Raw genomic sequence first — 25768 nt, forward strand, 5'->3', positions numbered from 1 at the left:
CCACCCCTTCAGTCGTGCCGCAGCGACCTGAGGGTTCGGGGCCCTTCGACGGCGAGCACCCAGGTCTCCTGAGCGATCCGGCGCAGCGCGGGGGGTGAGACGGTGCCGATGACGGAGCCGGGACCGGTGCTGGTGACCTCCATGCCGAGCGACGTCAGCCGTTCGGTCGCCTGCCCGACCTCCGCTCCGCCGCGCAGCCGAACCAGGGCGGTCCGCCGGTCGCCGTCCTCGGCGTCCCGGCTCCACCGCTCCAGTTCCGGGGTGACGACCCCGCGCCTGGGCTCCACGTCGGCGACGCTACCTCCCCGCGTGCACCTCTACCGGTGGTATCGGCCGTTCGGAGCGGGCGTTAGCACCCGAATGGGCGATGGTGGTGGCACCGCGGCCCGTCCCATGCGGCGCCAGGAGAACCCGCCGAGGCCCGCGCGGCCTGGCAGGAGGCGCTGACCGTCTACCGCGACCAGGGACGCGCCACCGACACCGCCCGCGTCGAACGCCGACTGCACGACCTCGACCACGGGGGCCGCGGGACCACCGCGTGATCAGCGTGCCCCGGCCACCCGATCCCGTGCCGACGCGTGACCGTGCCGGGTCGCGGTCGTCGGGACTGGTCCCGGAGGTGGTCGGACATGCTGTTCGGATGTCGTTTCCCCGGTCAAGAGCGAGGATCCCGATGTCACGGACTGTTGGTGTGCTCCTGGCGGTGCTGCTCGTGGCGGTGCTGCTCGTGGCGGGCGTCTCCGCCGTGTCGCGGCCCAGCACGTCGGGGGCGGCCTCGCCGCTGCCGATCGCCGGCGCCTCGGACGCCGGGAACATGCCGCCCGACGCGGTCGACGGCGACCACGGCGTCGACCGCGTCGTCCACGTCACGGACTCGACCCGACTGCGCGACGCCCTCGCCGACGCCCGCGCCGGTGACCGGATCGTGGTCGCCGACGGCCGGTACTCGATCGGCGCGATGACCGGCAAGCACGGCACCGCGGCCAAGCCCATCACCGTCGTGGCCGCCCACCGCGGCGGGGTGGTGGTGGACGACGGGCAGCTGGAGGTGGCGGGCTCCTCGCACGTGACCTTCGAGGGCTTCCGGTGGACCAACCGCTCGACCTTGCGGATCACCGGCTCCCACCACGTGCGGTTGACCCGCAACCACTTCCGGCTCACCGAGGACGCGAAGACGAACTGGGTGCTCGTCGACGGCGAGAACAGCCACCACAACCGGATCGACCACAACCTGTTCGAGCAGAAGCGCCAACTGGGCAACTTCATCACCATCGAGGGCTCGGAGACCGAGCAGTCGCGGCACGACCGCATCGACCACAACCACTTCCGCGACATCGGCCCGCGCGCGGTCAACGAGATGGAGGCCATCCGGGTCGGCCGGAGCACGATCTCCCGCTCCAGCGGGTTCACCGTGGCCGAGTCCAACCTGTTCGAGGACTGCGACGGCGACCCGGAGATCATCTCCGTGAAGAGCAACGACAACACCGTGCGCTACAACACCTTCCGGTCCTCGCAGGGGACGCTATCGCACCGCCACGGCAACCGCGGCTCCCTGCACGGCAACTTCTTCCTCGGCGAGGGCAAGGAGGGAACCGGCGGGATCCGGCTCTACGGCGAGGACCACAAGGTCTACAACAACCACTTCGAGGGTCTGACCGGATCCGGCTACGACGCCGCGCTCCAGCTCGACGGCGGCGACGTGGACACCTCGGGCGCGTTGAACGCGCACTGGCGCGTCTACCGGGCGGTCGTCGTGAACAACACCTTCGTGGACAACACGTCGAACATCGAGATCGGCGCCAACTACACGTTCCCCCCGGTCGACTCCACCATCGCCGACAACATCGTGACCGGGGCGCGGGGCAAGCTGTTCAACGAGCTCAAGACGCCCGTGAACCTGACCTACGCCGGGAACGTCGCATGGGCGACCGGAACCGCGACCGTCGGTGTCAGTGTGCCCGCCGAGGCGATCCGCCCGGTCGACCCGCTGCTGCGGCGCGAAGGACCCGTGCACCGCATCGGCGCGGGCAGCCCGGCGATCGACGCCGGCACGGGCGGCCACGCGTTCGTCACCGACGACATGGACGGCCAGCCGCGGGTCGGGGTCACCGACGTCGGCGCGGACGAGAGGTCGACCGCCGCGGTCGTCCGAGGACCGCTCCGCGCGTGGGACGTCGGCCCGCACGCCCGGTAGGGCGGCCCGCACGACGACGTTCGACACCGGGGTCGGCGGGTGCGGTCCGGCCCGTCGACCCCGGCGCGGTCAGGGGGGCAGCCTCGCGGCGGCAACCTCCGCCAGGCGCATGGCGCGGGCGCAGTACTCGGCGCCCGCCCGGTCACCCGTCACGGTCAGCACCACCACGCCGATGTGCGCCGGCTGCGGCACGTCCGGCGGCTGGTGGGGAACCCTGACGGTGCAGCTCGTGCTCGCATCGGCGTCCACCTTGACGTACCCGGGCTGACCGCCGAGATCGACCAGTTCGCCCTCGATCAGCTTCTGCGCCGGGTGCTGGTCGAAGCGCAGGTTGATGCCTGGTCCGCCGACCGTGCTGAACCACTTGCACGCCCAGTTCCCGAACACGTTCACGGCCGTGTCGGCGTCGACCGCGGCCACCTCGGTGAGCGTCTCGTCGTCCAGCACCCGACAGGCGTCGGCGTGGGCGAGCGAGCCGACGGGGAACGGGGTGGTCCGCCGGGGGATCGGACCGCTCCGGAGCACCTCCAGCACGGTGTCCGTCGCGACCCGGGCCACGACGCAGAGGTCCAGCGGCGGGTTCGGCAGCTTCGCCGCCACCCGGACGGCGTAGACGTCGTCCACCACCACGGTGCGGTCGCACTCGCCGCTCTGCAAGGGGCCTTCGAGGACCTCGAACGGCTTCCCCTGGACCGTGCGCGACGCGCGCGTGATGAGCTGGACCTCGACGTCCACCGACGCCTTCGCGCCGATGTCGACCACCACGTCGCAGCGGTTGAAGTTGCCGTAGGTGGTGAACAGCAGCGTCGGGCCGAACCGGCGCAGCGCCTCCTCGTCCATCAACGCGCAGGGGTCGGCGGAGCGCTCGTCGCCGACGAGACCGCCGGCCGCGGGCGGCTGCTGCGCCGCCGGCGCCTGGTACTGCCAGGTGAACACGATCGCGCTGAGCGCCAGGACGAACGCGAGCCCGGCGACGGCCCGGAGTGACGGACGGCGCCGTGCCGCGGCCCGGATCGGGCGTTCGACCGGCGCCGGTGGCGGCTCCCAGTCGCCGACGACGTCCTTGAGCCGTAATCGGACCTCGTCGGCGGTAGGTCTCTGGTCGGGCCGCGGTCGCAGCATCTCCGCCATCAGCGGGGCGAGCGGACCCGCCTGGCGCATCGGCAGCGTCTCGCCGCGCCGCGCGCGCTTCAGCACCTCGTGCGGCTCGCCGTTGCCGAACGGCGGCGTGCCCTCGACCGCGGCGAACAGCGTGGCGCCGAGGGAGAAGACGTCCGAGGCACGGCTCGCGGGGTGGCCGCCGGCCACCTCGGGCGAGGTGTACGCGGGCGTGCCGGTGACCCTGCCGTCGTCGGTGCGGGTCACGTCACGCCAGATGGAGATGCCGAAGTCGGTCAGCTTGGCCAGGTCGTCGTCGGTGACCAGGACGTTGCCCGGCTTCACGTCGCGGTGCACGATGTTCTTCGCGTGCACGGCGGCCAGCGCGCCCGCGATCTGCACACCGATCCGCGCCACCCGCTCGGGCGGCAGCGGACCCTTCGCCAGCGTCTTGTCGAGGCTTTCCGCCGGCAGGTACTCCATGACGAGCCAGCAGTCGTCGGCGTCGACGGTGTCGAAGATCGAGACGGCGTTCGGGTGCTGCACCTGCGCGGCGGTCTCGGCCTCCCGGCGGAACCGGGTCCGATCGGTCCGGTCCGCCGCCGCGTGGGGGCGCTTGAGCGCCACCCGCCGCTTCAGCTTCCGGTCGAACGCGCCCCAGACGACACCACCGGATCCGGAGCCGCGGGCGTCCTCCAGCTCGTACCGCCCGCCGACCACATCCCCCGTGCGCACGGTGCGTAGTGTAGGGACCACGTTGGGACGCCGTCATGAGCTTCGTCCGGCCGACGCGGGTGAACCGGCCGTCAGGCCGGACTTTCACCCGAAAGGCGGCCACCGGACGTCAGGACAGGGAGTCCAGCACCGCCAGGTCCGGCGGCACGAGCGTGGTCGACAGGACGAGCTCGCGCAGCAGGTTGTCGTTGAGCGCGTTGCCGACCGGCTCGCCGACCTCCTCGCGCAGCAGGCCGTGCACACCCGCCGCGGACAGCCTGGCCCGGACGTCGGCGACCATGTGCTCGACCCGCTTGACGCTCCACCCGGCGTCCGGCTGGAGCTCGTCGAGGACCTGGGCGACGTGCTGACGCGACACCGGCTGCGGGTTGGCCTCGTGCAGCAGGTAGCGCTGCCCCAGCACGACCAGCAGCAGGTGCTCGTCCGGCGTGAGCCGCCACCGCTTGGGCGGCTGGGTCACGGCGGCGTGGCGGGTCGCCGGGTGGCTGCCGTCCTCGCCCGCGACGTACAGCTCGAGCAGGTGCTCGCGGTCGTGGGAGCCGCGGATGAACAGCGGCGTGTAGCCGTCGGCCAGCGGCACCGGGTCCTCGTCGCGGAACAGCCACCGGGTCTTGGGCAGGCGGATGGGCAGCCGCCCGGTGTTGGTGACCCACCACCGGCCGGCGTGCCGGGTCAGGAGGCCGTGCAGGCGGCTGACCCGCGGGTCGGTCTCGCCGACGCACAGGTCGACGTCCGGCCGGTTGCGGCCGAACCGCACCCGGCGCCCCTCGACCGGGCTGACGCTGATCTTCCCGCTCAGCGCCAGGGCGACGACGGCTCCCGGCGCGGCGCGCGGCACGTCGCGCGCCAGGCTCTCGCTGTTCATGCCGGCCTCCTCCTGTTGCCGCGCAGTGTCCCCGCAACGCCCCGGGACCCCTCCCGACCACGGGAGGGACACCTCGCCGTCCGCCGCGACCGACGGGGAGGGGTCCCCGACCGCGTTCGCCACGCTGCGCTCATGGGCGATTTCGAAGTGACCATCGACACCCTCCACGCAGTGGTCGGCAGGCACGGCAAGGTGCGTGACGAGCTGACCGCGACCAACCGGCAGAGCCGGTTGCTCGCGCAGATCCCACCCCCGATGGAGGACCCGGCGACCACCTCCTTCATCACCGCCGCCTGCCAGGCGGGCCAGGCGCACCTCGACTCGGTCTCGGCGATCGAGCGGGACCTGCAGGCGCGGATCGAGGAGCTGAAGGCCTCGGTCGAGCAGTACGCGAAGACCGAACAGGGCAACGAAGGACGCTGGGCGGTGACCGGGTGATGGCGGAACTCAACGGCTACCAGATCTACCAGATGGTGTCCCAGGGCGCGGGCCCCGATGGGCTGAACCAGGCGGCGGACGTGTCGAAGGACGCGGGCACCCGCATCCAGGCCCTCGGCGACGAACTGCGCCGGCTCACCTCCGAGATGCAGACCACCTGGCAGGGCAAGGCGTCGGACCGGGCGGCGCAGGCCGTGCGGCCGATCGAGGAGGCCCTCCAGCGCGCGCAGGAGACGCTGCACCAGGCCGACGCCTCGTTGCGGACCCAGGCGCAGAGCTACAGCCGGCTCCGGCAAGTGGTGATGCCGATGGCGACGGAGCACCCGCCGGAGCTGACCCTCTTCGACGAGATCACGCCGTGGGACACCGATAACGAGCTCGCGCGCAAGGAGTGGTTCAAGGCCGACGCGAACAACCGCCGCGTCTACGCCGAGTACGCCACGGCGACGGGCCAGAACCAGGCGATGCTGCCGCAGACGCCCCAGGCCGCGGGCGTCGCGGGTGCGGACACCGCCGTGCAGGCCGCGGGCGGCCCCACTGTGCGGTCGGCGACCTCCGCACCTCCACAGGTCGGCGACGCGGGCGGCACGTCGCCGTCGTCGGCGGGAACGGCCGGCGGTGACCGGACCTCCGCGCCGCCCTCGGTGGGCGGTGGCGGTGGCGGCGGCCGGACGTCGGCCAGCGAGGCCGGCGGTGGCGACGGGGACCTCGGCGGTCGGGCGCCCACCGTCCAGCGGCCCACCGCGCCGTTGCCGCCGGGTGACCGGACGGCGGTCGCCGACTGGTCCGCCGGTGTGCCGGGCGGCGTGCCGATCGCGTCACGCCCGCCGTCCGCCCACGACACCGCGCACACGTCGAACCTCCCGAAGGGCGACCACCTGGCCGGTGGCGCGCCGGTGCTCCCGGGCGGGATCGGCATCGCCGACCCCACCGGCACCAGGGGACAGCGCGGCGCCCTCGACGCGGGCGACCGCTCCGGCGTGCTCGGCAGGACGCCGCCGCCCAACGTCCCCGCGGGGGCCGGCGCCCGCGGCGCGGCCGGCAAGGTCGGGATGGCGGGGATGGGCGGCTTCGCGCCGCACGCCCCGTACGCGCGCGAGGAAGACGACCGGGAGCACCAGCGCACCGTGTACCTCGAGGAGGACGCGGACGCGCTCGTCGGCCCGATGCCCGACAGCGTGACGCCCGTGATCGGGGAGGACTGATGCTGCGCGAACCGGTGGTCCTGTCCGACGCGGAGTTCGACGTGCTGTGGCACCACGACGACATCGGCGAGCACCACACCGTGCTGCACGTGCCGCCCGCCGAGGCCAACACCCTGGAGGTCGAGCAGGCGCTGTACCGCGACGGCGTGCGGGTCGACGAAGCGCTGGAGGCGTTGCGGCTGCTCGCGTTCGCGGACTTCGAGTGCTTCGGCTGGATCGCGTTCAACCGCGAGGTCACCCTGCCGGTCGTCGTCGCCACGGCCGGGCGGCACGGCGTCTTCGCGTTGCGGGACAACGGTCACGTGCGGATCGACGCGCTGCGCGGCGACCCGTCGGACCGGCTGGTGTCGTGCCTGCCGGAGCTGCGGGCCGGCCGGGGTTCGTCGATCAATGCCCGCGCCGAGGAGGCGTCGACGTCACGGCCGCTGGTCGAGCTGATGCAGCGCCCGCGCGCCGGCGTCGCGAAGCTCTTCGCGGCCACCCGCGACCGGTACGGGCGACGCCGGCGCTCGGAGTCGTTCATCACCACGCTCGACTGCCCGGACGGCCGCTGGCTGGTCGTCCGCTACACCGACGCCCGCGGCCAGGGCTGGGTGCACGCCACGCCCGCCACACGGCCGATCATCAGGGAGTGGCTCCGCCGGATCGGCGACTGACCGGGACCGCGACGCAGCGGGCCGGCGGACGCCGAGCCGCCGGCGAGTCGTCCACCTCGTCCGGGCCGGTCCCACCCCGGCCCGCCGGGTGACACGGGCTGGAAGTCCGCGAGCCGCGGACGGCCTGGGTGCGCGCGGGCGATCCCGGCCGCCCGCCGCGCGACGGCACCCGGCCTCCGGCTCGACGACCACCTCGCGTGCAGAGCGTCGATCCCGGCGGGACGGAAGGCCTGCGGCCGTGGCCTTTCCGCGAACGGCCCGTTCGCCGATGTCACACGATCGGGTGGCGAAGTCGAGGCTAGGCCGGGTGCCGGCGGTGACGCAGGCCGTTGATCAGGGCGGCCAGGGTGTCGGCGTCCTCGCTGCCCACCGTGAACCTGCTGCCGTCGGCGAACACCAGTCGCACGGCCGGGCCCGGGGCGGGGGCCATCATGGTGCCGTAGCCGTGGAGCACGCCGGCCACCAGCCAGTCGTCGGTGGACAGCGGGGAACTCGTGGCGTGCTCGACGGCCGTCAGGGGGAACTCGCGCCGGAACAGCCCGATGGCCACGCGCACCGCGTGCTCGTCCACCGCCAGCCGGTACCGGCTGCCCGCCAGCGTCACCGCGGCGGTGAGCACGGCGACCAGGCCGACCGGCGCGAACTCGACACCCAGCCACAGCCCGAACACCACCACCATGACCACCCCGATCAGCGCCTGCGCGGCGGCGGCCCAGACCACGAAGCGCAGCACGCGCTGCTCGCTCCACAACACCCGCTCCCCGTCGGCCAACGGGATCCGGACGACGTCCGCGGGTGGCGAACCGGCCAGGGGCAGTCCCGAGGAACGCCGCCCGGCCACCGCGAAGGCGAGCGCGCCGACCACCAGCACCGCCACCGGCAGCCCGACCGCGAGGGGCACCGGCGGCGTCCCCACGTCCTCGGGGCCGCGCGCGTCCAAGGCCGGGACCAGGACGAGGACCAGGGCGCCGCACAACGCGGTGACCAGCACCGCCACCACGAGCTGCGTCACGGCGCGCGCCCAGTGCACGGCCGGCGCGGGCAGCAGCCTGGCCAGGAAGAACACCACCACGCCCAGCAGCCACAGCCCGGCGATCGCACCCAGCCCGACGGTGATCAAGGGCTCGGTGGCCAGCGTGCTGAGCACCGGCCGCCCGCCCCCGCCCTTGTTGGGAATCCGTTCCGGCAGTCTGCCGACCCAGCCCGACACCAGCAAGGCGGTGGTGCCCAGCACCGCGCCGGGCAAGAGGACGAGGCCGGTCAGCCACCGCAGCACCTGGCTCATGTGAACGCCTTCCTGATCAGGACGACGACCTCGTCGGCGTCCATGCCGATCCGCCGGGCCGCCGCCGCGACCTCCCGCACCGCGTCGGCCAGCCGTGCCCGCTCCTCGGTCGCGGCCGAGGTGACGACCGCGCCGCGCCCTCGTCGCAGTTCGATCAGCCCTTCGTCCCGGAGGGTCGCGTAGGCCCGCAGCACGGTGTGCATGTTCACCCCGAGCGAGGACGCGAGCTCCCGGGCGGGCGGCAGCCGCTCGCCCGGGCTCAGGGTGGCGCTGATCAGGGCGTTTCGCACGCAGGCCGCGATCTGGTCTCCCAGCGGGGTGCTGCTGGTGGGGTCGACCCGGAAGAGCATGTTCTAATTCTTATAGAACAAGTCGTGATTCGTCAACCGGCTCCACGTCCATCCCGGCAGGACGGCGCAGGTCAGCGATCGGCGGGGTCGGCGACCAGCAGCACGGGCCGGTGGGCGGCCTTGGGCAGGTGGTGGCTGACCGAGCGGCGCATCACCCGGCTCAGCGACCGGTGCCGGTGCGTCCCCACCACGACCATCAGGGCGTCCTGCTCCTCGGCCACGGTCACCAGCAGCCGCACCGGGTCGCCGTCCGACGCGTGGTAGGTCCAGTTCCCGGGGTGGTCGGCCAGCGCCGCGCGGACCTGGACGTGCAGGTGTTCGAGCGCCTCGCGCGCGTGGCCCTCCCAGACCTCGACCGCGACGTCGGGGTCGACCGGGTAGTCGCGCACGTCCACGCCGTGCACCACGTGCAGGTCCGCGCCCAGGCGACGCGCGAGGTCCGCCGCCGTGCGCAACGCGGCCAGGCTCGCCGCTCGACCGTCGAAGCCGACCACCAGCACCGGCGCCGCGCCGCGCTCGTCGGAACGGACGGCGGGCAGCGTCAGCCGGCGTTCGTCGGGGTCCTTCGCACTCACCACACCACGATCGCGCCGGCCGCCCGCGATCGCAGCCTGGAGCCGTCGCGGAACGTCCCGGCGGCACGGCACCGTGCGCTACCGTGATCCGACGTCGCACGGATCGCGTGGGGGTGAACGCGCGTGAAGACCGCATGGCTGAAGGCGGACGGGCCCGCCGCGGTGATCCTGATCCGGCTGGCGGTCGGCGCGGTGTTCCTGTCCGAGGGCATCGGCAAGTTCCGGTACCCGGACGAGCAGGCCGCCGGGCGGTTCGCGACGATCGGGATCCCGGCGCCGGAGTTCTTCGGCCCGCTGTCCGCCGTCGCGGAAACGGCCTGCGGAGCGTTGTTGCTGGTCGGTCTGCTCACCCGCCTGGCCGCGTTGCCGATGCTGGTGAACATGGTGCTGGCGCTGGCGTTGACGAAGGTGCCCATCCTCTGGGGCGGCTCGGCCGACAAACCCAAGGCGGACGGTCTCTGGGACCTGGCGCACGAGTCGCGCACCGACTGGGCGATGCTGCTCGGCTTGGCGTTCCTGCTCGTCGTGGGACCGGGCCGCTGGTCGCTGGACGCCGTGCTGCGCCGTCGTGCCGCGGACACCTGACACCACCGCGTCGTGGAGTCACCGGTTCCGGCGACGGTCGCCCGCCGCCGGAACCGGTCCTCCTCCGACCGCTCACACGGCCAGTCGTGGCCACGATCCCGTGTCGCGCAACAGCTGCCGGTCGTGCGTCGCGATCACCACCGCGGCCGGGGTGGCGCCGAGCGCGGCGGTCAGCTCGTCGACCAGCGCGGCCGAGAGGTGGTTGGTCGGCTCGTCCAGCAGCACCACGTGCGGGCGGGCCGCCAGCACCAGCGCCAGGTCGAGCCGCCGCCGCGCGCCGACCGACAGCTCGTCCACCGGTCGACGCCGGTCGTAGCCGTCGAGCAGGCCCAACTCGGCCAGACCCGGCCCCGGCACGCCCGAGCGCGCGAGCCGTTCGTCGTACAGCTCCGCGGCCGTGCGCCGACCGTGCGGGTCGGACTCCTGGCCCAACCGCCCGATTCGCGCCGCCGCGGCCCGGGTGACCGTCCCCGTGGTCGGCTCCAGGGCTCCGCCCAGCACGGACAGCAGCGTCGACTTGCCCGCGCCGTTGGGCCCGGTGACCACCAGCCGGTCGCCCGAGTCCAACGCCAGGTCGACCGGGTGGTCGAGCCTCCCGGCCACGGTGACGCCGTCCGCGCGCAGGAGGGTCGCTCCTTCGTGCTCGGGCAACTCCGGCATGGCGAACCTGGCCGGCGGCGGCGGGACCTCGACCACGTGCGCGTTCAGCTCCTCCTGCCGTCGGTGCACGGCCCGCACGAGGCCGGGCGCGCGGGTCGCGCGGCTGTGCTTGCCGTGCCCCTTGCCGGGCCGCCAGTTGTCGCGCAGCCGGTTCTGCGCCGCGGACAGGTCGTCGGCCAGGCGCTGTCGCTCGGCGACCTGCTCGGCGTGCAGCGCCTCCCACCGGGCCCGCTCGGCGCGGCGGGCGTCGAGGTAGGCGGTGTAGCCGCCGCCGTACACCCGCGGCCGGCCGTCGCTGGACGGGTCGAGGTCGACCACCGTCGTGGCCACGTCGGCGAGCAGCGCCCGGTCGTGGCTGACCAGCACGACGACGCCGGGGTGGGCGCGCAGCCGTTCCGTGAGGTGGTCGAGCCCGCCCGCGTCCAGGTGGTTGGTCGGCTCGTCCAGCAGCAGCACGGCGCGCCCGGCGCCGAGCAGGCACGCGAGCCGCACGCGGTGGCGCTGGCCGACCGACAGGGCGCCGAGCGGTCGGGTCCGGTCGTCCACGGCGCCCAACGCGGCCAGCGAGACCTCGACCCGCCGGTCGGCGTCCCACGCGTCGAGCGCCTCGGCCTCGGCGAGCGCGGCGGCGTAGGCGTCGTCCGCGCCGGGACGGCCGTCGGCGAGCGCGTCGGTGGCGCGCTCCAGGCGGGCCAGGACGCCGCGCACGGCGGCCAGTTCGAGGTCGATCAGGTCGCCGACGGTGTCGGCGGGTCCGAGCGGGAGCTGCTGGTCGGCGACGCCGACCGAGCCAGCGCGGCGCACGTCGCCGCGATCGGCGGGCAGGTCGCCGGCGAGCACCCGGAGCAGGGAGGTCTTGCCGCGGCCGTTCTCGCCGACCACGGCGACCCGGTCACCGGCGGCGGCGACGAGGTCGACCCCGGCGAGCACGGGCCGTCCGCCGAAGGAGAGGTGCACGTCGGACGCGCGGACGTGCGCCGCGCGCACGAGCGCGGGCGAGAGCTGGGATGACATGGGACGACTGCCTCCGGTGAAGGTGATGAGCAGGAAGGACGAGACCCGGTAGCGCGAAACCGCGGTACCGGTGGAGGCGTCGTCCCTCAGAGGAAGAGCAGTTGCTGCATCACGTCGACCAGGGTAGGTCAAGGCCCGGACCCGCCGCACCGGGATTTCGCCGTGCGGGCCTGTGGGCTTGCCGACACGCGGACGGGGTTTCACGAGGGGTGCACGACGGAGTCGGCCCCACCTACCGCGAGGCAGGTGGGGCCGACTCGGCCGGTGCGGGTGACCGCTCCTACTCGTGCTGGTCGCCCCACGCGCGGGCGTAGCGGTTGGCGTCGGGGCGTTGTGGGTCACGGCTGCGGTACACGACGTACGGCCGCACGAGGTAGCCGAGCGGCGCGCTGAACACGTGCACCAGGCGGGTGTACGGCCAGATGCCCAGCAGCACGAGCACGGTCACGTTGTGCACCTGGAAGCTGAGCGGCGTGCCCGCCATCAGCTCCGGCCGCGCGGAGAACGTGAACAGGCCTCGGAACCACACGGACACCGACGACCGGTAGTCGTAGCCGCCACCGATCAGGTTCTCGCCCACGGTGTTGAACATCCCGGTCACGATCGCCGCCGCGAGCAGCGCGTACATGACCTTGTCGCCCCGCGTGGTGGCCTGGCGCACCGCGGACACCGTGAACCGGCGGTAGAGCAGGATCGCCAGGCCCGCCACGGTGGCCACGCCCGCCAGCGTCCCGGCCGTCACCGAGACGAGGTGGTACATGCCCTCGCTGATCCCGAAGAACTCGGTCCAGCTCTTCGGGACCAGCAGGCCCAGCACGTGGCCGCCGATCACGGCGAGCAGCCCGAAGTGGAACAGCGGGCTGCCCATGCGCAGGAGCCTGCTCTCGTGCATCTGCGAGGACCGGGTCGTCCAGCCGAACTGGTCGTGCCGGTACCGCCAGACGTGCCCGACCAGGAACGAGGTCAGCGCGATGTACGGCAGGGCCAGCCACAGCAACGTGCTCATCGTCGTCCTCCCGCTTCGGCGTGCAGCGCGGGGTCCATCGCGAACGGCTCCAACCCCACGTCCTCCTCTGGCGGCCCTTCCGCGGCCAGGGTCGCGATCTTGCGGAGGTCCGCGGCGCTGATCTCCGGCAGCGTGGCGCACACCGCGTCCAGCACGGCCAGGTACGGCGACCCGCCGTCGGCCAGGGACAGCCGGATCATCTCCAGCACCGGGCGGTGCTCCACCAGCAGCCGCCGCCCGGCGGCGGGATCGGCGGTCGCGGCGAACTCGAGCACGACCGAGAGGTGATCGGGCAGCTCGTGCTCGCCCAGCTCGACACCGGCCGCGCGGTAGGCGTGCTTGAACCGCAGCAGCGCCATGCCGCGCTTGCGGGTGTCGCCGTAGGCGTAGTACGACAGGTGCAGGCAGTTGCGCTTGCGCAGGTCGAAGGTCTCGACGTAGTGCTGCGCCAGCGCGTTGCCCGTCGAGGACGCCGCGTGGTCGATGAAGGACGCCAGCGCGGGTCCGGCGGGCGCGGGCAGCGACCCGGCCGCCGCGCGCAGGTCGGGCAGCAGGCGCGTCATCGCCTCGCCCGGGTAGTCGATCAGGAGCGCGGCGATCCGCCACACCAGCCGGCTCTCGCGGTCCGGCGCCTCCGCGACCTTCTTGTCGCGCTTGCGCAGCACGCTCATGCGATGGCCTCGGGTTCGTGCGCGGTCGCGGCGCCGTTGCCGTTGCCGTTGCCACCGGCGGGGAACAGGCCCTTGGTGTCGACCCCGTCCCAGTCGAGCAGGTTGATGCGCTTGGCCTTGTCGGCCGGCGCCGCGCCGTTGGTGTCGGTCAGCTGGAACTTCTCCGCCATCACCTCGAACGCGGTCATGCCGGGACCGCCGTCGCCGTCCAGGCTGCACCCGGTGGTCAGGGCCTCCAGCCGGTGCGCGTCCGACCCCGCGCCGGCGGGGATCACGTAGCGGTCCTCGTACTTGGCGATGGCCAGCAGCCGGTACATCGACTCGATCTCGCCGGGCGCGAGCCGCACCGACGCGGCGATCGAGTCGTCCACGTCCTCGCCGAGGTTGACCTTGCGCATGTGCGCGCGCATCGCGGCCAACCGCTGCAACGAGGCCCGCACCGGCCCCACGTCACCGGCGGTGAACAGCTCGGCCAGGTACTCCACCGGGATGCGCAACGCGTCGATGGCGCCGAACAGGTTGCCCACGGCCTCGCCGTCGTGACCGGTCTCCGACAGCACGTCGACCACCGGCGACAGCGGCGGCACGTACCAGACCATCGGCATGGTGCGGTACTCCGGGTGCAGCGGCAGCGCCAGTTGGTAGTCGACGATCAGGCGGTAGACCGGCGAGTTCTGCGCGGCCTCGATCCACTCGGGGGAGATGCCCGCCCGCTCGGCCTCGGCGACCACCCGCGGGTCGTGCGGGTTGAGGAAGACGTCGAGCTGCGCGGGGTAGAGGTCCTTGTCGTCCTTGACCGACGCCGCCTCACCCACCTTGTCCGCGTCGTAGAGCAGCACGCCGATGTAGCGCAGCCTGCCGACGCACGTCTCGGAGCACACCGTCGGGATGCCCACCTCGACCCGCGGGTAGCAGAACGTGCACTTCTCCGCCTTGCCCGTCTTGTGGTTGAAGTAGATCTTCTTGTACGGGCAGCCCGTGACGCACTGCCGCCAGCCGCGGCACTTGTCCTGGTCCACCAGCACGATGCCGTCCTCGGCGCGCTTGTAGATCGCGCCGGACGGGCAGGACGCCGCGCACGACGGGTTGAGGCAGTGCTCGCAGATGCGGGGCAGGTAGAACATGAACGTCTGCTCGAACTCGAGCTTGACCTGCTCGGAGAGCTTGCCCAGCAACGGGTCCTTGCCGATCTGCGCCGGTCCGCCGCCCAGGTCGTCGTCCCAGTTGGCGCCCCACGTCACCTTCGTGTCCTCGCCGGTGATCGACGACTTCGGCTTGGCGGTGGGCGTGGTGTCCGAGGGCGGGGCGGAGAGCAGGTTCTGGTAGTCGTAGGTCCACGGCTCGTAGTAGTCCGCCACCGTGGGCATGTCCGGGTTGGCGAAGATGTTCAGCAGCCGCTTGAGCCGCGAGCCGGTGCGCAGGGTCAGCTTGCCGCGCTTGTTGAGCGCCCAGCCGCCCTTCCACTTGTCCTGGTCCTGGTACTGGCGCGGGTAGCCCTGCCCGGGCCGCGTCTCGACGTTGTTGAACCACGCGTACTCCACACCGCCGCGATTGGTCCACGCCTGCTTGCAGGTGACGCTGCACGTGTGGCAGCCGATGCACTTGTCCAGGTTCATCACCATGGCGAGCTGTGCCATCACGCGCATCAGTACTGCACCTCCTGGCCGCGGCGGCGAATGGTCGTGACCTCGTCGCGCTGGTTGCCCGTGGGACCGTGGTAGTTGAGCGCGAAGGACTGCTGGGCGTAGCCGCCGATGAGGTGCGACGGCTTGATCATCAACCGGGTCAGCGCGTTGTGGATGCCGCCGCGCTTGCCGGTCGCCTCGGTCCGCGGCACGCCGACGGCCTTGTCCTGCGCGTGGTACATGAACACCGTGCCCTCGGGCATCCGGTGGGACACGATCGCGCGGGCGACCACGATCCCGTTGCGGTTGACCGCCTCGATCCAGTCGTTGTCCTCGACGCCGATCTTCGCGGCGTCCCGGTCGGACATCCAGATCGCCTGACCGCCCCGCGACAGCGTGAGCATGTGCAGGTTGTCCTGGTACGCCGAGTGGATCGACCACTTCGAGTGCGGGGTCAGGTAGCGCACGGTCACCCCGCCGTCCAGCGCGCCGACGGCCGGCTCGTCGAACAGCGCCGTCATGTCCAGCGGTGGTCGGAAGACCGGCAGCTGCTCGCCCAGCTCGAACATCCAGTCGTGGTCGAGGAAGAAGTGCTGGCGCCCGGTGAGGGTGTGCCAGGGCTTGAGCCGCTCGGTGTTGATCGTGAACGGGGAGTACCGCCGGCCGCCGGTCTCGCTGCCCGACCACTCCGGCGAGGTGATCACCGGCACCGGCCGGGCCTGGGTGTCCGGGAAGGTGATCCGCTTGCCCTCGCTCTCCGCGGCCAGGTCGGCCAGCGGGGTGCCGGTCCGGCGTTCCAGGGCGCGGAAGCCCTCCGTGGCCAGGCGGCCGTTGGTCGTGCCGGACAGCGCCAGGATCGCCTCCGCGGCGTGGGTGTCCTTGGCCAGCGACGGCCGACCGGCCGCGACGCCGGACGGGACCGTGCCGTTGGCGCCCTTGAGGTACTCGACCTCTTCGTCCGGGTGGTAGGTGACGCCCTTGGTGGTCAGCCCGACCTTCTCGACCAGCGGTCCGAGGGCGGCCATCTTGTCGCCGATCGCCGGGTAGTCCCGCTCCACGACCACGAGCCGTGGCATGGTCTTGCCGGGGATCGGCTCGCACTCGCCGTTCTTCCAGTCCAGCACCTGCCCGCCGGGCTGCGCGGTGGCGTCGACGGTGTCGTGGGTGAGCGCGACCGCCACGATGTCCTTGCGCTTGCCCAGGTGCTTCTCGGCCAGCCAGGAGAACCCGCGGGCGATGCGGTGGAACGCCTCGAAGTCGGTCTTGGTCTCCCACGGCGGGGAGATCGCGGGCGAGAAGGCGTGCACGTAGGGGTGCATGTCGGTGGAGGACAGGTCGTGCTTCTCGTACCAGGTCGCCGCGGGCAGCACCACGTCCGAGAACAGCGTCGTCGACGTCATCCGGAAGTCCAGCGACAGCAGCAGGTCCAGCTTGCCGACCGGCGCCTCGTCGCGCCAGGTCACCTCCTGCGGCCGCACCCCGTCGGAGTCCTTGGCGCGCAGGTTGGTGTCGGTGCCGAGCAGGTGCTTGAGGAAGTACTCGTTGCCCTTGGCCGACGAGCCGAGCAGGTTCGCCCGCCACACGGTGAGCACGCGCGGGAAGTTCTCCGGCGCGTCCGGGTCCTCGCAGGCGAACCGCAGGTGCCCGGACTTGAGCCCGTCCACCACGTGGTCCGCGGCGGGCTTGCCCAGCCGCTCCGCCTCGTCGGCCAGGTCCAGCGGGTTGCGGTTGAACGTCGGGTAGCTCGGCATCCACCCGAGCCGTGACGCGAGCGCGATGTTGTCGGCCGCGGTGCGCCCGGCGAAGCGCCCGGTGCCCAGCGGCGAGGACATCACGTCCGAGGTGAACGGGTCGTAGCGCCACTGGTCGGTGGCCAGGTACCAGAAGATCGTGCCCTGCATCTGCCGGGGCGGGCGCTGCCAGTCCAGCCCGAACGCCAGGGTGGACCACCCGGTGACCGGGCGGCACTTCTCCTGGCCGACGTAGTGCGCCCACCCGCCGCCGTTGACGCCCTGGCAGCCGGTGAGCATGGTCAGCGCCAGGAACGAGCGGTAGATCTGGTCGGAGTGGAACCAGTGGTTGGTGCCCGCGCCCATGAGGATCATGGACCGGCCCTTGGAGCGCTCGGCGTTGTCGGCGAACTCCCGGCCGATCCGCTCGGCCGCGGCGGCGGGCACGCCGGTGATCGCTTCCTGCCAGGCGGGGGTGTAGGGCTGGGTGGCGTCGTCGTAGCCGGTGGGCCACTCGCCGGGCAGGTCGTCGCGGCGCACGCCGTACTGGGCGAGCAGCAGGTCGAACACCGTGGTCACCCGGCGGCCCGCGACGATCCGCGTCGGCACGCCCCGGCGCAGCACGCCCGGCTCGCTGGTGTCGAACCGCGGCAGCGCCACGGTGACCGGCTCGCCGCCGCGCGCGGACAGCAGCGGGTCGACGTCGCCGAGGTCGAGGTTCCAGTTGCCCTGGCCCGAGTCGGTGAACCGGTGCCCGAGCGACCCCGGCGGCACCACGGGCTCACCGCGCGCGTCCAGCAGGACCGTCTTGGACTCCGCGCCCTCGCCGGTGTCGCCGAGGTCCGCGGCGGTGAGGAACTTCCCCGGCACGTGGCCGTCGTCGGTCTCGGTCAGGGTCACCAGGAACGGCAGGTCGGTGTAGCGCTTGACGTAGTCGGTGAAGTACGGGGTGCTCTTCTCGACGAAGAACTCCCGCAGGATCACGTGCCCCATCGCCATGGCCAGCGCCGCGTCGGTGCCGGGGCGCGCGGGCAGCCACTCGTCGGCGAACTTGGTGTTGTCGGCGTAGTCGGGGGACACCACGACGACCTTCTGGCCCCGGTAGCGCGCCTCGGTCATGTAGTGCGCGTCGGGCGTGCGGGTGACCGGGACGTTCGAGCCCCACATGATCAGGTAGCCGGCGTCGAACCAGTCCGCCGACTCCGGCACGTCGGTCTGGTCGCCGAACACCTGCGGGCTCGCCACCGGCAGGTCGGCGTACCAGTCGTAGAAGCTCAGCATCGAGCCGCCGACCAGCGAGACGAACCGCGCGCCTGCCGCGTGGCTGACCATGGACATCGCCGGGATCGGCGAGAAGCCCGCGACCCGGTCCGGGCCGTAGCGCTTGATCGTGTGCACGTGCGCGGCGGCGACCATCTCGGCGGCCTCCCACCACTCGGCGCGCACGAAGCCGCCCATGCCGCGGGCGGCCTTGTACTTGCGGGACTTCTCCGGGTCCTCGACGATGTCGGCCCAGGCGAGCACCGGGTCCTTCAGCCGTTCCTTGGCCTCGCGGTAGTACTCCAGCAGCACACCGCGCACGTACGGGTAGCGCACGCGGGCGGGGGAGTAGGTGTACCAGGAGAAGGACGCGCCACGCGGACAGCCGCGCGGCTCGTACTCCGGCTTGTCCGGCCCGATCGAGGGGTAGTCGGTCTGCTGGGACTCCCAGGTGATCACGCCGTCCTTGACGTAGACCTTCCACGAGCAGGAGCCGGTGCAGTTCACCCCGTGGGTGGACCGCACCACCTTGTCGTGGGCCCACCGGTCCCGGTAGAAGACGTCGGCGCCGCGTCCACCGATCTGGTGCAACGTGCGCCCGTCCGCGGAGGTCTCGCCCCGCTGGAAGTGCCTGGCCAGGCGCAGCAGCGAGTCACCGAGCTCGGAATCGGGCTCCGCGGCGTCCGGACGAACGCTACCGGCGGAGAAATTCGACACGGCGATCACCTCCGAAGTAATAGTGAATCGCTAAATCGACGGCCACCGTCAATGGCCTCGCTGGGTCACCTTAGGGGGCCGCAGGGGTGCCTACAAGAAAGGATTCGAATCCGCACTTTAACGTGCCGCGGGTGGTGAGCACGACGTAACGTCACGTTTACGACCGTGCTGCGGCTCACGTCCGGACCTGGACCGACTTACGCAGTGTTACCTGCGACGATATGCCGTCGTGTGTCCTGATGGCACACTGCGTGACGGGCGTCGACCGGCAGGTTCACACCCATCTTTAACATCCAAGTCACACCGGTCGGGTGGTGGCGGTGCGGAGTCACCGGCGGGTCGGGATCGGGATCGGTGATTTCGGGCGGTCGAATTCCTCCGCCGCGAGCGCCCAGTCGTAATCCCGGGGAGACGTCCACATCGCGGGAGTGCCGAACGCGGCGTCGCGATTGACGCGAACCGCGAGCACCGGATGGGCGTCGGCGAGGCTCATCGGGACGAGGAGCACGCCGTCCGCGCCGAGGTGGTCGAGCCACGCGGGCGACACGCGGTCGCGGGGGAAGGTGACGATCACCCGGTCGAACGGGGCCTGGCTCGGCACGCCGCGTTCGAGGTCGCCGCACGCCACGGTGACGTCGGCCCGCCCCAGCCTGCGCATCGCCCGCTGGGCGTCGTGCACCACGTCCAGCCGGCAGTCCAGGGAGAACACGCGGGTCCCGGTGACGGCCGCGATGAGCGCGGCGGTGTAGCCGTTGCCCGTGCCGATCTCCAACACCCGGTGCCCCGGTCGCAGGTCGAGCGCCTCCAGCATCCGGGCGACCAGGCTCGGCCGCGCGGACGAGCACCGGGCCGTGGGCCCCGTCCCGGGCCGCCGGACGGGTAACGGGGTGTCCCGGTAGATCACATCCAGCACCGCTCCGGGCGGCCCGTCCGGCCCGACGTCGACGCGCGAACCGGGCCCGGGGTAGAAGTGGGTCACGCACCGGTCCCGCCTGACCGAGCGGAAGGCGCGCTCGACCGCGTCGGTCCGGATCGCCCCCTGCTCGCGCAACGCCTTCGCGTAGCCGGCCAAGCGGTCCGCCATCTCCACGGGAGTCCTCCTCCGGCTTCCCCGGCACGGCAGCGCCGGTGCGCGCGCTCACGTCACGCGACAGCGTCGGGCATCGGAAGGATTCCGTCCACCACCAGGAAGGTGGGATCGGGTCGGCCCACGTCGGCGGATTCCCCACCCCGCAACGAGTTCCACCGCGCCCGGCGGGTGCGGGCCACGGTGTCGGACGATCCCGGCGGTAACGCGAGGGCGACGCCGTGCGAGGCAGGTGTTGTGGAGACCGAGCAGTTGGCCGCCTCGCTCTTCCGGCGCGTCGCCGCCTTCTTCCAGGACCAGGACGTCGACGCGGTTTTGGCGCCCGATGCGCTCGCGGAAGCCCACGCGCTCGCCGACGCGACCGATCCGGACGCGGTCGTGGCCGTGGCGTACCTCTGCTGGTGCCGGTTCCTCGCCGGTGACCAGGACCTGGACACCGTGTCGGCCTACCTGAACCGGTTCCTCGCGCTGCGGCAGGCGCACCCCGAGGTGCTGCCGGTCCTGTTATCGGCCGCGCTCGACCTGGTCGAGGCAGGCGGCGCGGGGGAGGGCGAGTTCGACCCGTTCTTCCTCTACAGCCTGGGCGGCGGCTTCGCCTCCCGCTTCGAGGTGACCGGGGATCGGTCGGACCTCGACCGCGCGGTGGCTGCGACGACCGCGTGCGCCGCCAGGCTCCCGGAGGGCGAGGAGTTCCACGGCACCGCGTTGTGCCGGCTCGGCGGGTTCCTGACGCTCCGGCTCCGGGTGGACGGCCCCGACAGCCCGGACGGCGCCGAAGCCGCCCGCGTCCTCGACGCCTGCCTCGCGGCGGCGCGGCCCGGCTGGCGGCACCGGCCCGTCGCGCTGATGAACCTGGTCGACCTGCGGGCGACGCAGTACGTGCAGCGACCCGGGCCGGAGCGGGCCGACCTGCTGGTCGAGGTGATGTCGCGGACGTGGCACGACCCCGACGCGGACGACGACGTCCGGGCGCACGTCGCCGCGCTGACCGCCGACCTGCTCGCCGGCTTGGGCGAACACGTGGGGACCGACGAGCCGGACCGCATGATCGCCCTCTACCGCCTCGGGGTGGCGGCGACCGAGCCTGGCCACCCGGCTCACGTCCACGCCCTGCTGGAACTGGGCCTCGCCCTCGTCTCCCGCGCCGAGAGCGACACCACGACCGTCGGCCTCGACGAGGCGGTCGAGGTGTTGCGCCGCGCCGTGCCGCTCGCGGAGCAGCTCGCGCTGGGGGTGCCGCAGGCGCTGGCCCACACCCGGTTGTGCCTCACCTACCTCGCGCGCTTCGAGCGGTTCCAGGACCCGCTCGACGTGGAGCACGGCGTCGCGGCCGGGCGCGCCGCACTCGGCCCGGCGCGGGGCGAGCAGCCCTTGACCGACTACTGCGTGGTCAACCTGGCGAACGCGCTGGTGCCGGCGCACCTCTGTGGCGTGCCGGGCGCGCTGGCCGAGTCGATCGAGCTGCTGCTGACCGTGGTGGACAGCAGCAGCACCGACCTCAAGGGTCGGGCCAGGGTGCAGCTCGGCACCGCATACCGACTGCTGTTCGACGAGACCGGCGACCGCGCGGCCATCGAGGAGGCGGTGCGGTGGCACAGGTCGGCCGGTGACCACGTCCCGCCGGACCGGCCGCATTACGTCGACCACCTCAACCTCCTGGCCGTCGCGCTGTCCGACCGCTCCCGCAGGTTCGGCAGCGACGAGGACCTGGACGAAGCGATCGAGCTGTACGCCGCCGCCGCGGCAGCCAGGCCGGACGGGCATCCCGAGCACCTGCTGGACCAGGCCAACCTGGTGCGGGCGCACCTCGCCCGCTACCACCGGCACGGCGACCAGGACTCGGCCACGCGCGCGCTGGCCATCGCCCGCGAGATCACCGCGCCCGAGTTGCCGCCGGGCATGGCGGTCGTCCAGCTGGGGGCGGTCGGACACGCCCTGCTGACCGCGTACGAGCTCTTCGGCTCCGCGCGCGACCTGGACGACGGGATCGCGGTGATCCGGCGCGGGATCGCGGGTGGCGTCCGTCCGGATCCCTCTTTGGTCGACCAGCTTGGCGGCGCGTTGCTCCGCCGCTTCGAGCGGACCGGCGCCGCGGCGGACGCGGTGGACGCGGTGAACGCTTTCCACGAGGCGCTGGCCACCGTCGGGCCGACCGAGGTGCTGCGGCCCGAGATCCTCGCCGGCCTGTGCGAGGGGTTGGGGAACCTGTACCACCTCACCGGTGACCCCGCGCACCTGGACGCGGCCGTGGAGGCGGGCATCGGGTCGGTCACCGGGATCGAGGGCACGACCCGCCACGCCCGGAACTCGACGAACCTCGCGAACGCGTACGCGACGCGCTTCCGCGTCCGGCGCGACCCGGCCGACCTCGACCGCGCCATCGGGATCTATCGTGACGTCCTGGCGGCCACGCGCCCAGAAGACCCCGGCCGGTCCCGGTACCTCTCCAACCTCGGTGGCGCGCTCGCCGACCGGTTCGGGTCCACCGGCCAGGCCCGGGACCTGGACGAGGCCGTCGTCCTGATGCGGGAATGCGTCTCGCGCACCACGTCGGGCGAAACGCGGCACGCGGTGCACTCGTACAACCTCGCCACCGCGCTGATCCGCCGCCACCGGGCCGGGCACGACCCGGCCGACCTCGCCGAGGCCCTCGCCGCGCTGGCGGTCGCGGCGGGCTCGGTCGCGTCGCCCGCGCTCGACCGGATCCAGGCGGCGTCGTGGTGGGCCGTTGCGGCGGCCGGCCACGACGTGGAGTCGTCGCTCGCCGGGTACGAGCAGGTGGTGGCGTTGCTGCCGGTGTTCGCCTGGCGCGGCCTGCACCGCGAGGACCAGCAACGGCAACTGCTGGCGATGGTCGGGGTCGCTTCGCACGCCGCCGCCACCGCGCTCGCGGCGGGTCGTCCGCAACGGGCCGTCGAACTGCTGGAGCAGGGCCGGTCCGTGCTCTGGTCGCAGGTCCTGGACCTGCGCACGGACTTCCTGGCGCTGCACGACGTGCGCCCCGACCTCGCGCGGCGGCTGGTCGAACTGCGCGACGGCCTCGACGAGGCTCCTGCGACCGATCCCGCACCCGCCGCGCGCGACCGCCGCATGGCGCTGGCCCGGCAGTGGGACGAGGCGGTGGACGAGGTCCGCGGGCTGCCGGGGCTGGCCGGCTTCCTGCGCCCGCCGCCGTTCACCGAGCTGCTCACCGCCGCGGCCGGCGGACCGGTCGTCATCGTCAACGTGAGCCCACTGCGCTGCGACGCCCTGGTCCTGACCACCCGTGGTGTCGACGTGGTGCCCCTGCCCGACCTCACGGCGGCCACCGCGGCCGAACGGGCCGACGAACTCGCCGCGGCCGCGCACGCCGCCCAGGGCGTCGCCGGGGTCATCGCGCACAACACCGTCCTGAACGACGTGCTGGCGTGGCTGTGGCAGGCCGTGGCACGGCCCGTGCTCGACCACCTCGGCCCGACGCCCCGGCTGTGGTGGTGCCCGACCGGCGCCATGACCAGGCTGCCGCTGCACGCGGCCGGCATCCCCGGCACGTCCGCCTCCGTGCCCCACCGCACGGTGTCCTCCTACACACCCACGATCAGAGCGCTCTCCCTGGCGCGCAAGGACGAACCGGCCGGGCGCGACGGCACGCTCGTCGTCGCGGTCCCCGACGCGGCGGACGCCGTCGCGCTGGACGTCGACCCGGAAGTCGCCGTGCTCACCGAGCTGTCGCGAGGCCGGTGCACCGTGCGCCGATCCGCCGACGCGGCGCGCCACCGGGTGCTCGCCGACCTGCGACGGCACACCCACGTGCACTTCGCCTGCCACGGCGTGGCCGACGCCCGACACCCGTCGGCCTCGGGACTGGTGCTGCACGACGAACGGCTGACCGTCGCCGACGTCTCCCGCCTGCACCTCAGCGGTGAACTGGCCTACCTCTCCGCGTGCGACACCGCGAGCGGAGGCGACCTGCCCGACGAATCGCTGCACCTGGGCGCCGCGCTCCACCTGGCCGGCTACCGCAACGTCGTGGCCACCCTGTGGCCGATCCACGACACCACCGCCGCCGAGGTCGCCCGCGGCTTCTACCGACGCCTCGGCACGACGACGGCCGGTGACCGAGCCGCCTACGCGCTGCACCACGCCGTGCACGACCTCCGCGCCCGGGGCTGGGACACGCTGCCCTCCGCCTGGGTCCCGTACATCCACGTCGGACCCTGAAACCGAGCCAGGCGTCGTCTCCAGGGCTCTTCCCGCACCGAACGTTGGGCAAATTCTTGACGGCCGACATGGATGTGCCTAGCTTCATGTGGGGACCGGTTCGAGCGCGGGTCGGCGGGAGGGGATGCGCGATGGAGCTGCCGGGCGAGGTCGCGGTGGTCATCGGTGGTGGCCGGGTCGGCGCGCGAAGGCCGGCGGGGGAGCACGGTGTCCGGCCGGAGATCATCGAGGACCGCGCGGCCCGCCCGCCGGGTCTGGTCGAGGACTGAAGGGGTCGTCATGCGCAACCAGGGCATCGGCTCGTGGCCCGCACGGCGGGTCCGCAAGACGCCGGAGAAGGTGGCGGTGGTCCACGAAGGTCGTGGCTCGACCTATCGGCAGCTGCACGAGCGGGTCCTCCGGCTGGCGCACGGCCTGCGGCGGGCCGGGGTGGGCCGGGGCGACCGGGTCGCGTACCTGGGGCCGAACCACCCCGCCTTCCTGGAGGCGTTGTTCGCCGTCGGCGTGCTCGGCGCGGTGTTCGTCCCGCTGAACATGCGGCTGGCGCCGGCGGAGGTGGCCCACGTCCTGACCGACTCCGGCAGTGACGTGCTGGTGTACGCGCCGGAGCAGGCATCCGTCGTCCAGGCGGTCCGGGCGGCCGTGGGTCCGCTGCGGGTCATCGCGCTCGACCACCCCGCCGCGGGTGAGTCCTCGTACGAGGAGTTGATCGCGGCCTCCGAGGCCGATCCGATCGACGAGCCGGTCACGCTCGACGACCTGTGCCTGATCATGTACACCTCGGGCACGACCGGGCGGCCCAAGGGCGCCATGCTGACCCACGGCAACCTCACCTGGAACACCGTCAACGTGCTGGTCGACGTCGACCTGGCCAGTGACGAGGTGACGCTGGTCGTCGCGCCGCTGTTCCACACCGCCGGGCTCAACATGACCTGCCTGCCCACGCTCATCAAGGGCGGCACGGTCGTCCTCATGTCCGCCTTCGACGCCGCCGGGGTGCTCGAACAGATCGAGACCCACCGCGTCACCTACATGTTCGGCGTTCCCACCATGTACAACGCGATCGCCGCCTGCCCGCGCTGGGAGGAGGCCGACCTGTCCAGCCTGCGGCAGGTCAACTGCGGCGGCGCGCCCGTGCCGGAGTCGACCATCCGCACCTACCAGCGACGCGGGCTGTCCTTCAGCCAGGGCTACGGCATGACGGAGACCTCGCCCGGCGCCCTGTACCTGACCAAGGAGATGAGCGAGGCCAAGGCGGGAACCGCCGGTGTGCCGCACTTCTTCACCGACGTGCGCGTGGTCGGGCCAGACCTGGCCGACGTCGGGCCCGGTGAGAAGGGCGAGATCGTGATCAGCGGTCCGAACGTGATGCGCGGCTACTGGCGGCGGCCTGCGGACACGGCGGTGGCCTTCGGCCCCGACGGGTGGTTCCACTCCGGCGACGTCGCCACGCCGGACGAGGACGGCTACATCACCGTGGTCGACCGGCTCAAGGACGTGATCATCTCGGGCGGGGAGAACATCTACCCGGCGGAGGTCGAGGGCGTCCTCCACGAGCACCCGGCGATCGCCGAGTGCACCGTGATCGGCGTGCCGGACCCCAGGTGGGGCGAGGTGGGCCGCGCGGTCGTCACCGTCAACCCCGGTGCGGACGCGACGAGCGAGCTGGACGTGCTGGCGTTCCTGCGCGACCGGCTGGCGGGCTACAAGATCCCGAAGTCCGTGGTGTTCGTGGACGAACTGCCGCAGAGCGCCACCGGGAAGCTGCTCAAGAAACTCGTGCGCGCCCGTTACGGCGCGACCTGACCCGAC

20 protein-coding genes are annotated in these 25768 nt (G+C 72.7%); 8 read left to right on the forward strand and 12 right to left on the reverse strand.

Annotation, left to right across the window (positions count from 1 at the left end; genetic code table 11):
* Nucleotides 1–8: 8 nt before the first annotated feature.
* Nucleotides 9–287, reverse strand: coding sequence for a hypothetical protein (locus ABTZ99_RS25480; protein ID WP_498777444.1), 279 nt, complete (start codon nucleotides 285–287; stop codon nucleotides 9–11).
* Nucleotides 288–673: 386 nt separating this feature from the next.
* Here ABTZ99_RS25480 and ABTZ99_RS25485 point away from each other — a divergent pair, with 386 nt between their 5' ends.
* Nucleotides 674–2194 carry a chondroitinase-B domain-containing protein gene (locus ABTZ99_RS25485; protein WP_499614581.1) on the forward strand — a complete coding sequence of 507 codons (1521 nt, stop codon included), beginning with the start codon at nucleotides 674–676 and terminating at the stop codon, nucleotides 2192–2194.
* Nucleotides 2195–2263: 69 nt separating this feature from the next.
* On the opposite strand, the gene ABTZ99_RS25490 is transcribed toward ABTZ99_RS25485, so the two are convergent.
* Nucleotides 2264–4027: a serine/threonine-protein kinase gene (locus tag ABTZ99_RS25490; RefSeq protein ID WP_499614583.1), complete on the reverse strand. Its 1764-nt coding sequence runs from the start codon at nucleotides 4025–4027 to the stop codon at nucleotides 2264–2266.
* 109 nt (nucleotides 4028–4136) lie between these two features.
* Nucleotides 4137–4892, reverse strand: coding sequence for an FHA domain-containing protein (locus tag ABTZ99_RS25495; protein ID WP_498777451.1), 756 nt, complete (start codon nucleotides 4890–4892; stop codon nucleotides 4137–4139).
* Nucleotides 4893–5024: 132 nt separating this feature from the next.
* Between ABTZ99_RS25495 and ABTZ99_RS25500 the strand changes: the two genes are divergently transcribed.
* The 3 genes from ABTZ99_RS25500 to ABTZ99_RS25510 are packed head-to-tail and all read left to right on the forward strand — an operon-like array spanning nucleotide 5025 to nucleotide 7191.
* Complete coding sequence (locus ABTZ99_RS25500) at nucleotides 5025–5330, forward strand: hypothetical protein (protein ID WP_498777453.1); 306 nt, start codon at nucleotides 5025–5027, stop codon at nucleotides 5328–5330.
* Entirely contained in the window at nucleotides 5330–6535 is a 1206-nt protein-coding gene (locus ABTZ99_RS25505; RefSeq protein WP_499614587.1) for a WXG100 family type VII secretion target, read from the forward strand. The genes ABTZ99_RS25500 and ABTZ99_RS25505 overlap by 1 nt, the downstream gene beginning before the upstream one ends.
* The gene (locus tag ABTZ99_RS25510) at nucleotides 6535–7191 is read left to right on the forward strand and encodes an ESX secretion-associated protein EspG (RefSeq protein WP_499614590.1); all 657 of its coding nucleotides are present in this window, start codon (nucleotides 6535–6537) and stop codon (nucleotides 7189–7191) included. The genes ABTZ99_RS25505 and ABTZ99_RS25510 overlap by 1 nt, the downstream gene beginning before the upstream one ends.
* A gap of 298 nt (nucleotides 7192–7489) precedes the next feature.
* Here the strand turns inward: ABTZ99_RS25510 and ABTZ99_RS25515 are convergent, their stop codons facing one another.
* From ABTZ99_RS25515 to ABTZ99_RS25525, 3 genes are all read right to left on the reverse strand, one after another.
* The gene (locus ABTZ99_RS25515; RefSeq protein WP_498777459.1) at nucleotides 7490–8476 is read right to left on the reverse strand and encodes a hypothetical protein; all 987 of its coding nucleotides are present in this window, start codon (nucleotides 8474–8476) and stop codon (nucleotides 7490–7492) included.
* The gene (locus tag ABTZ99_RS25520; protein WP_498777461.1) at nucleotides 8473–8826 is read right to left on the reverse strand and encodes a GntR family transcriptional regulator; all 354 of its coding nucleotides are present in this window, start codon (nucleotides 8824–8826) and stop codon (nucleotides 8473–8475) included. Before ABTZ99_RS25520 ends, ABTZ99_RS25515 begins: the two co-directional genes overlap by 4 nt.
* 71 nt (nucleotides 8827–8897) lie before the next feature.
* The gene (locus ABTZ99_RS25525) at nucleotides 8898–9401 is read right to left on the reverse strand and encodes a universal stress protein (RefSeq protein WP_498777463.1); all 504 of its coding nucleotides are present in this window, start codon (nucleotides 9399–9401) and stop codon (nucleotides 8898–8900) included.
* A gap of 123 nt (nucleotides 9402–9524) precedes the next feature.
* Here ABTZ99_RS25525 and ABTZ99_RS25530 point away from each other — a divergent pair, with 123 nt between their 5' ends.
* Nucleotides 9525–9986: a DoxX family protein gene (locus ABTZ99_RS25530; protein WP_499614594.1), complete on the forward strand. Its 462-nt coding sequence runs from the start codon at nucleotides 9525–9527 to the stop codon at nucleotides 9984–9986.
* A 72-nt stretch (nucleotides 9987–10058) separates the two neighbouring features.
* Here ABTZ99_RS25530 and ABTZ99_RS25535 read toward each other — a convergent pair whose 3' ends face one another.
* The 6 genes from ABTZ99_RS25535 to ABTZ99_RS25560 all read right to left on the reverse strand — a co-directional run bounded on the left by ABTZ99_RS25535 (nucleotide 10059) and on the right by ABTZ99_RS25560 (nucleotide 19753).
* The gene (locus ABTZ99_RS25535; RefSeq protein ID WP_499614596.1) at nucleotides 10059–11660 is read right to left on the reverse strand and encodes an ABC-F family ATP-binding cassette domain-containing protein; all 1602 of its coding nucleotides are present in this window, start codon (nucleotides 11658–11660) and stop codon (nucleotides 10059–10061) included.
* Nucleotides 11661–11940: 280 nt separating this feature from the next.
* Complete coding sequence (narI, locus tag ABTZ99_RS25540; RefSeq protein WP_498777469.1) at nucleotides 11941–12666, reverse strand: respiratory nitrate reductase subunit gamma; 726 nt, start codon at nucleotides 12664–12666, stop codon at nucleotides 11941–11943.
* Entirely contained in the window at nucleotides 12663–13337 is a 675-nt protein-coding gene (narJ, locus tag ABTZ99_RS25545) for a nitrate reductase molybdenum cofactor assembly chaperone (protein WP_498777471.1), read from the reverse strand. The genes narI and narJ overlap by 4 nt, the downstream gene beginning before the upstream one ends.
* Nucleotides 13334–14983, reverse strand: coding sequence for a nitrate reductase subunit beta (gene narH / locus ABTZ99_RS25550; RefSeq protein WP_498777473.1), 1650 nt, complete (start codon nucleotides 14981–14983; stop codon nucleotides 13334–13336). Before narH ends, narJ begins: the two co-directional genes overlap by 4 nt.
* Complete coding sequence (locus ABTZ99_RS25555) at nucleotides 14983–18600, reverse strand: nitrate reductase subunit alpha (protein WP_499614651.1); 3618 nt, start codon at nucleotides 18598–18600, stop codon at nucleotides 14983–14985. The genes narH and ABTZ99_RS25555 overlap by 1 nt, the downstream gene beginning before the upstream one ends.
* A gap of 397 nt (nucleotides 18601–18997) precedes the next feature.
* Complete coding sequence (locus ABTZ99_RS25560) at nucleotides 18998–19753, reverse strand: protein-L-isoaspartate O-methyltransferase family protein (RefSeq protein ID WP_499614653.1); 756 nt, start codon at nucleotides 19751–19753, stop codon at nucleotides 18998–19000.
* Nucleotides 19754–19993: 240 nt separating this feature from the next.
* On the opposite strand from ABTZ99_RS25560, the gene ABTZ99_RS25565 reads away from it, so the two are divergent.
* The 3 genes from ABTZ99_RS25565 (at nucleotide 19994) to ABTZ99_RS25575 (ending at nucleotide 25762) form a co-directional block, all read left to right on the forward strand.
* Complete coding sequence (locus ABTZ99_RS25565; RefSeq protein ID WP_499614600.1) at nucleotides 19994–23956, forward strand: CHAT domain-containing protein; 3963 nt, start codon at nucleotides 19994–19996, stop codon at nucleotides 23954–23956.
* Between the two features lie 131 nt (nucleotides 23957–24087).
* Nucleotides 24088–24225: a hypothetical protein gene (locus tag ABTZ99_RS25570; RefSeq protein WP_498777476.1), complete on the forward strand. Its 138-nt coding sequence runs from the start codon at nucleotides 24088–24090 to the stop codon at nucleotides 24223–24225.
* 10 nt (nucleotides 24226–24235) lie between these two features.
* Nucleotides 24236–25762, forward strand: a complete 1527-nt coding sequence (locus ABTZ99_RS25575; RefSeq protein WP_499614603.1) for an acyl-CoA synthetase — start codon at nucleotides 24236–24238, stop codon at nucleotides 25760–25762.
* Nucleotides 25763–25768 lie beyond the last annotated feature (6 nt).

Origin of the sequence: Actinosynnema sp. NPDC002837 (assembly GCF_040295345.1) — a bacterium.
In the GTDB taxonomy this organism is placed as follows: domain Bacteria; phylum Actinomycetota; class Actinomycetes; order Mycobacteriales; family Pseudonocardiaceae; genus Actinosynnema.

What these genes read in the sequence shown, in the direction of transcription:
- ABTZ99_RS25485 (WP_499614581.1), top strand. Translation starts at nt 674, where the DNA reads ATGTCACGGACTGTTGGTGTGCTCCTGGCGGTGCTGCTCGTGGCGGTG.
- ABTZ99_RS25495 (WP_498777451.1), bottom strand. Translation starts at nt 4,892, where the DNA reads ATGAACAGCGAGAGCCTGGCGCGCGACGTGCCGCGCGCCGCGCCGGGA.
- ABTZ99_RS25500 (WP_498777453.1), top strand. Translation starts at nt 5,025, where the DNA reads ATGGGCGATTTCGAAGTGACCATCGACACCCTCCACGCAGTGGTCGGC.
- ABTZ99_RS25505 (WP_499614587.1), top strand. Translation starts at nt 5,330, where the DNA reads ATGGCGGAACTCAACGGCTACCAGATCTACCAGATGGTGTCCCAGGGC.
- ABTZ99_RS25510 (WP_499614590.1), top strand. Translation starts at nt 6,535, where the DNA reads ATGCTGCGCGAACCGGTGGTCCTGTCCGACGCGGAGTTCGACGTGCTG.
- ABTZ99_RS25515 (WP_498777459.1), bottom strand. Translation starts at nt 8,476, where the DNA reads ATGAGCCAGGTGCTGCGGTGGCTGACCGGCCTCGTCCTCTTGCCCGGC.
- ABTZ99_RS25520 (WP_498777461.1), bottom strand. Translation starts at nt 8,826, where the DNA reads ATGCTCTTCCGGGTCGACCCCACCAGCAGCACCCCGCTGGGAGACCAG.
- ABTZ99_RS25535 (WP_499614596.1), bottom strand. Translation starts at nt 11,660, where the DNA reads ATGTCATCCCAGCTCTCGCCCGCGCTCGTGCGCGCGGCGCACGTCCGC.
- narI (WP_498777469.1), bottom strand. Translation starts at nt 12,666, where the DNA reads ATGAGCACGTTGCTGTGGCTGGCCCTGCCGTACATCGCGCTGACCTCG.
- narJ (WP_498777471.1), bottom strand. Translation starts at nt 13,337, where the DNA reads ATGAGCGTGCTGCGCAAGCGCGACAAGAAGGTCGCGGAGGCGCCGGAC.
- narH (WP_498777473.1), bottom strand. Translation starts at nt 14,983, where the DNA reads ATGCGCGTGATGGCACAGCTCGCCATGGTGATGAACCTGGACAAGTGC.
- ABTZ99_RS25560 (WP_499614653.1), bottom strand. Translation starts at nt 19,753, where the DNA reads ATGGCGGACCGCTTGGCCGGCTACGCGAAGGCGTTGCGCGAGCAGGGG.
- ABTZ99_RS25570 (WP_498777476.1), top strand. Translation starts at nt 24,088, where the DNA reads ATGGAGCTGCCGGGCGAGGTCGCGGTGGTCATCGGTGGTGGCCGGGTC.
- ABTZ99_RS25575 (WP_499614603.1), top strand. Translation starts at nt 24,236, where the DNA reads ATGCGCAACCAGGGCATCGGCTCGTGGCCCGCACGGCGGGTCCGCAAG.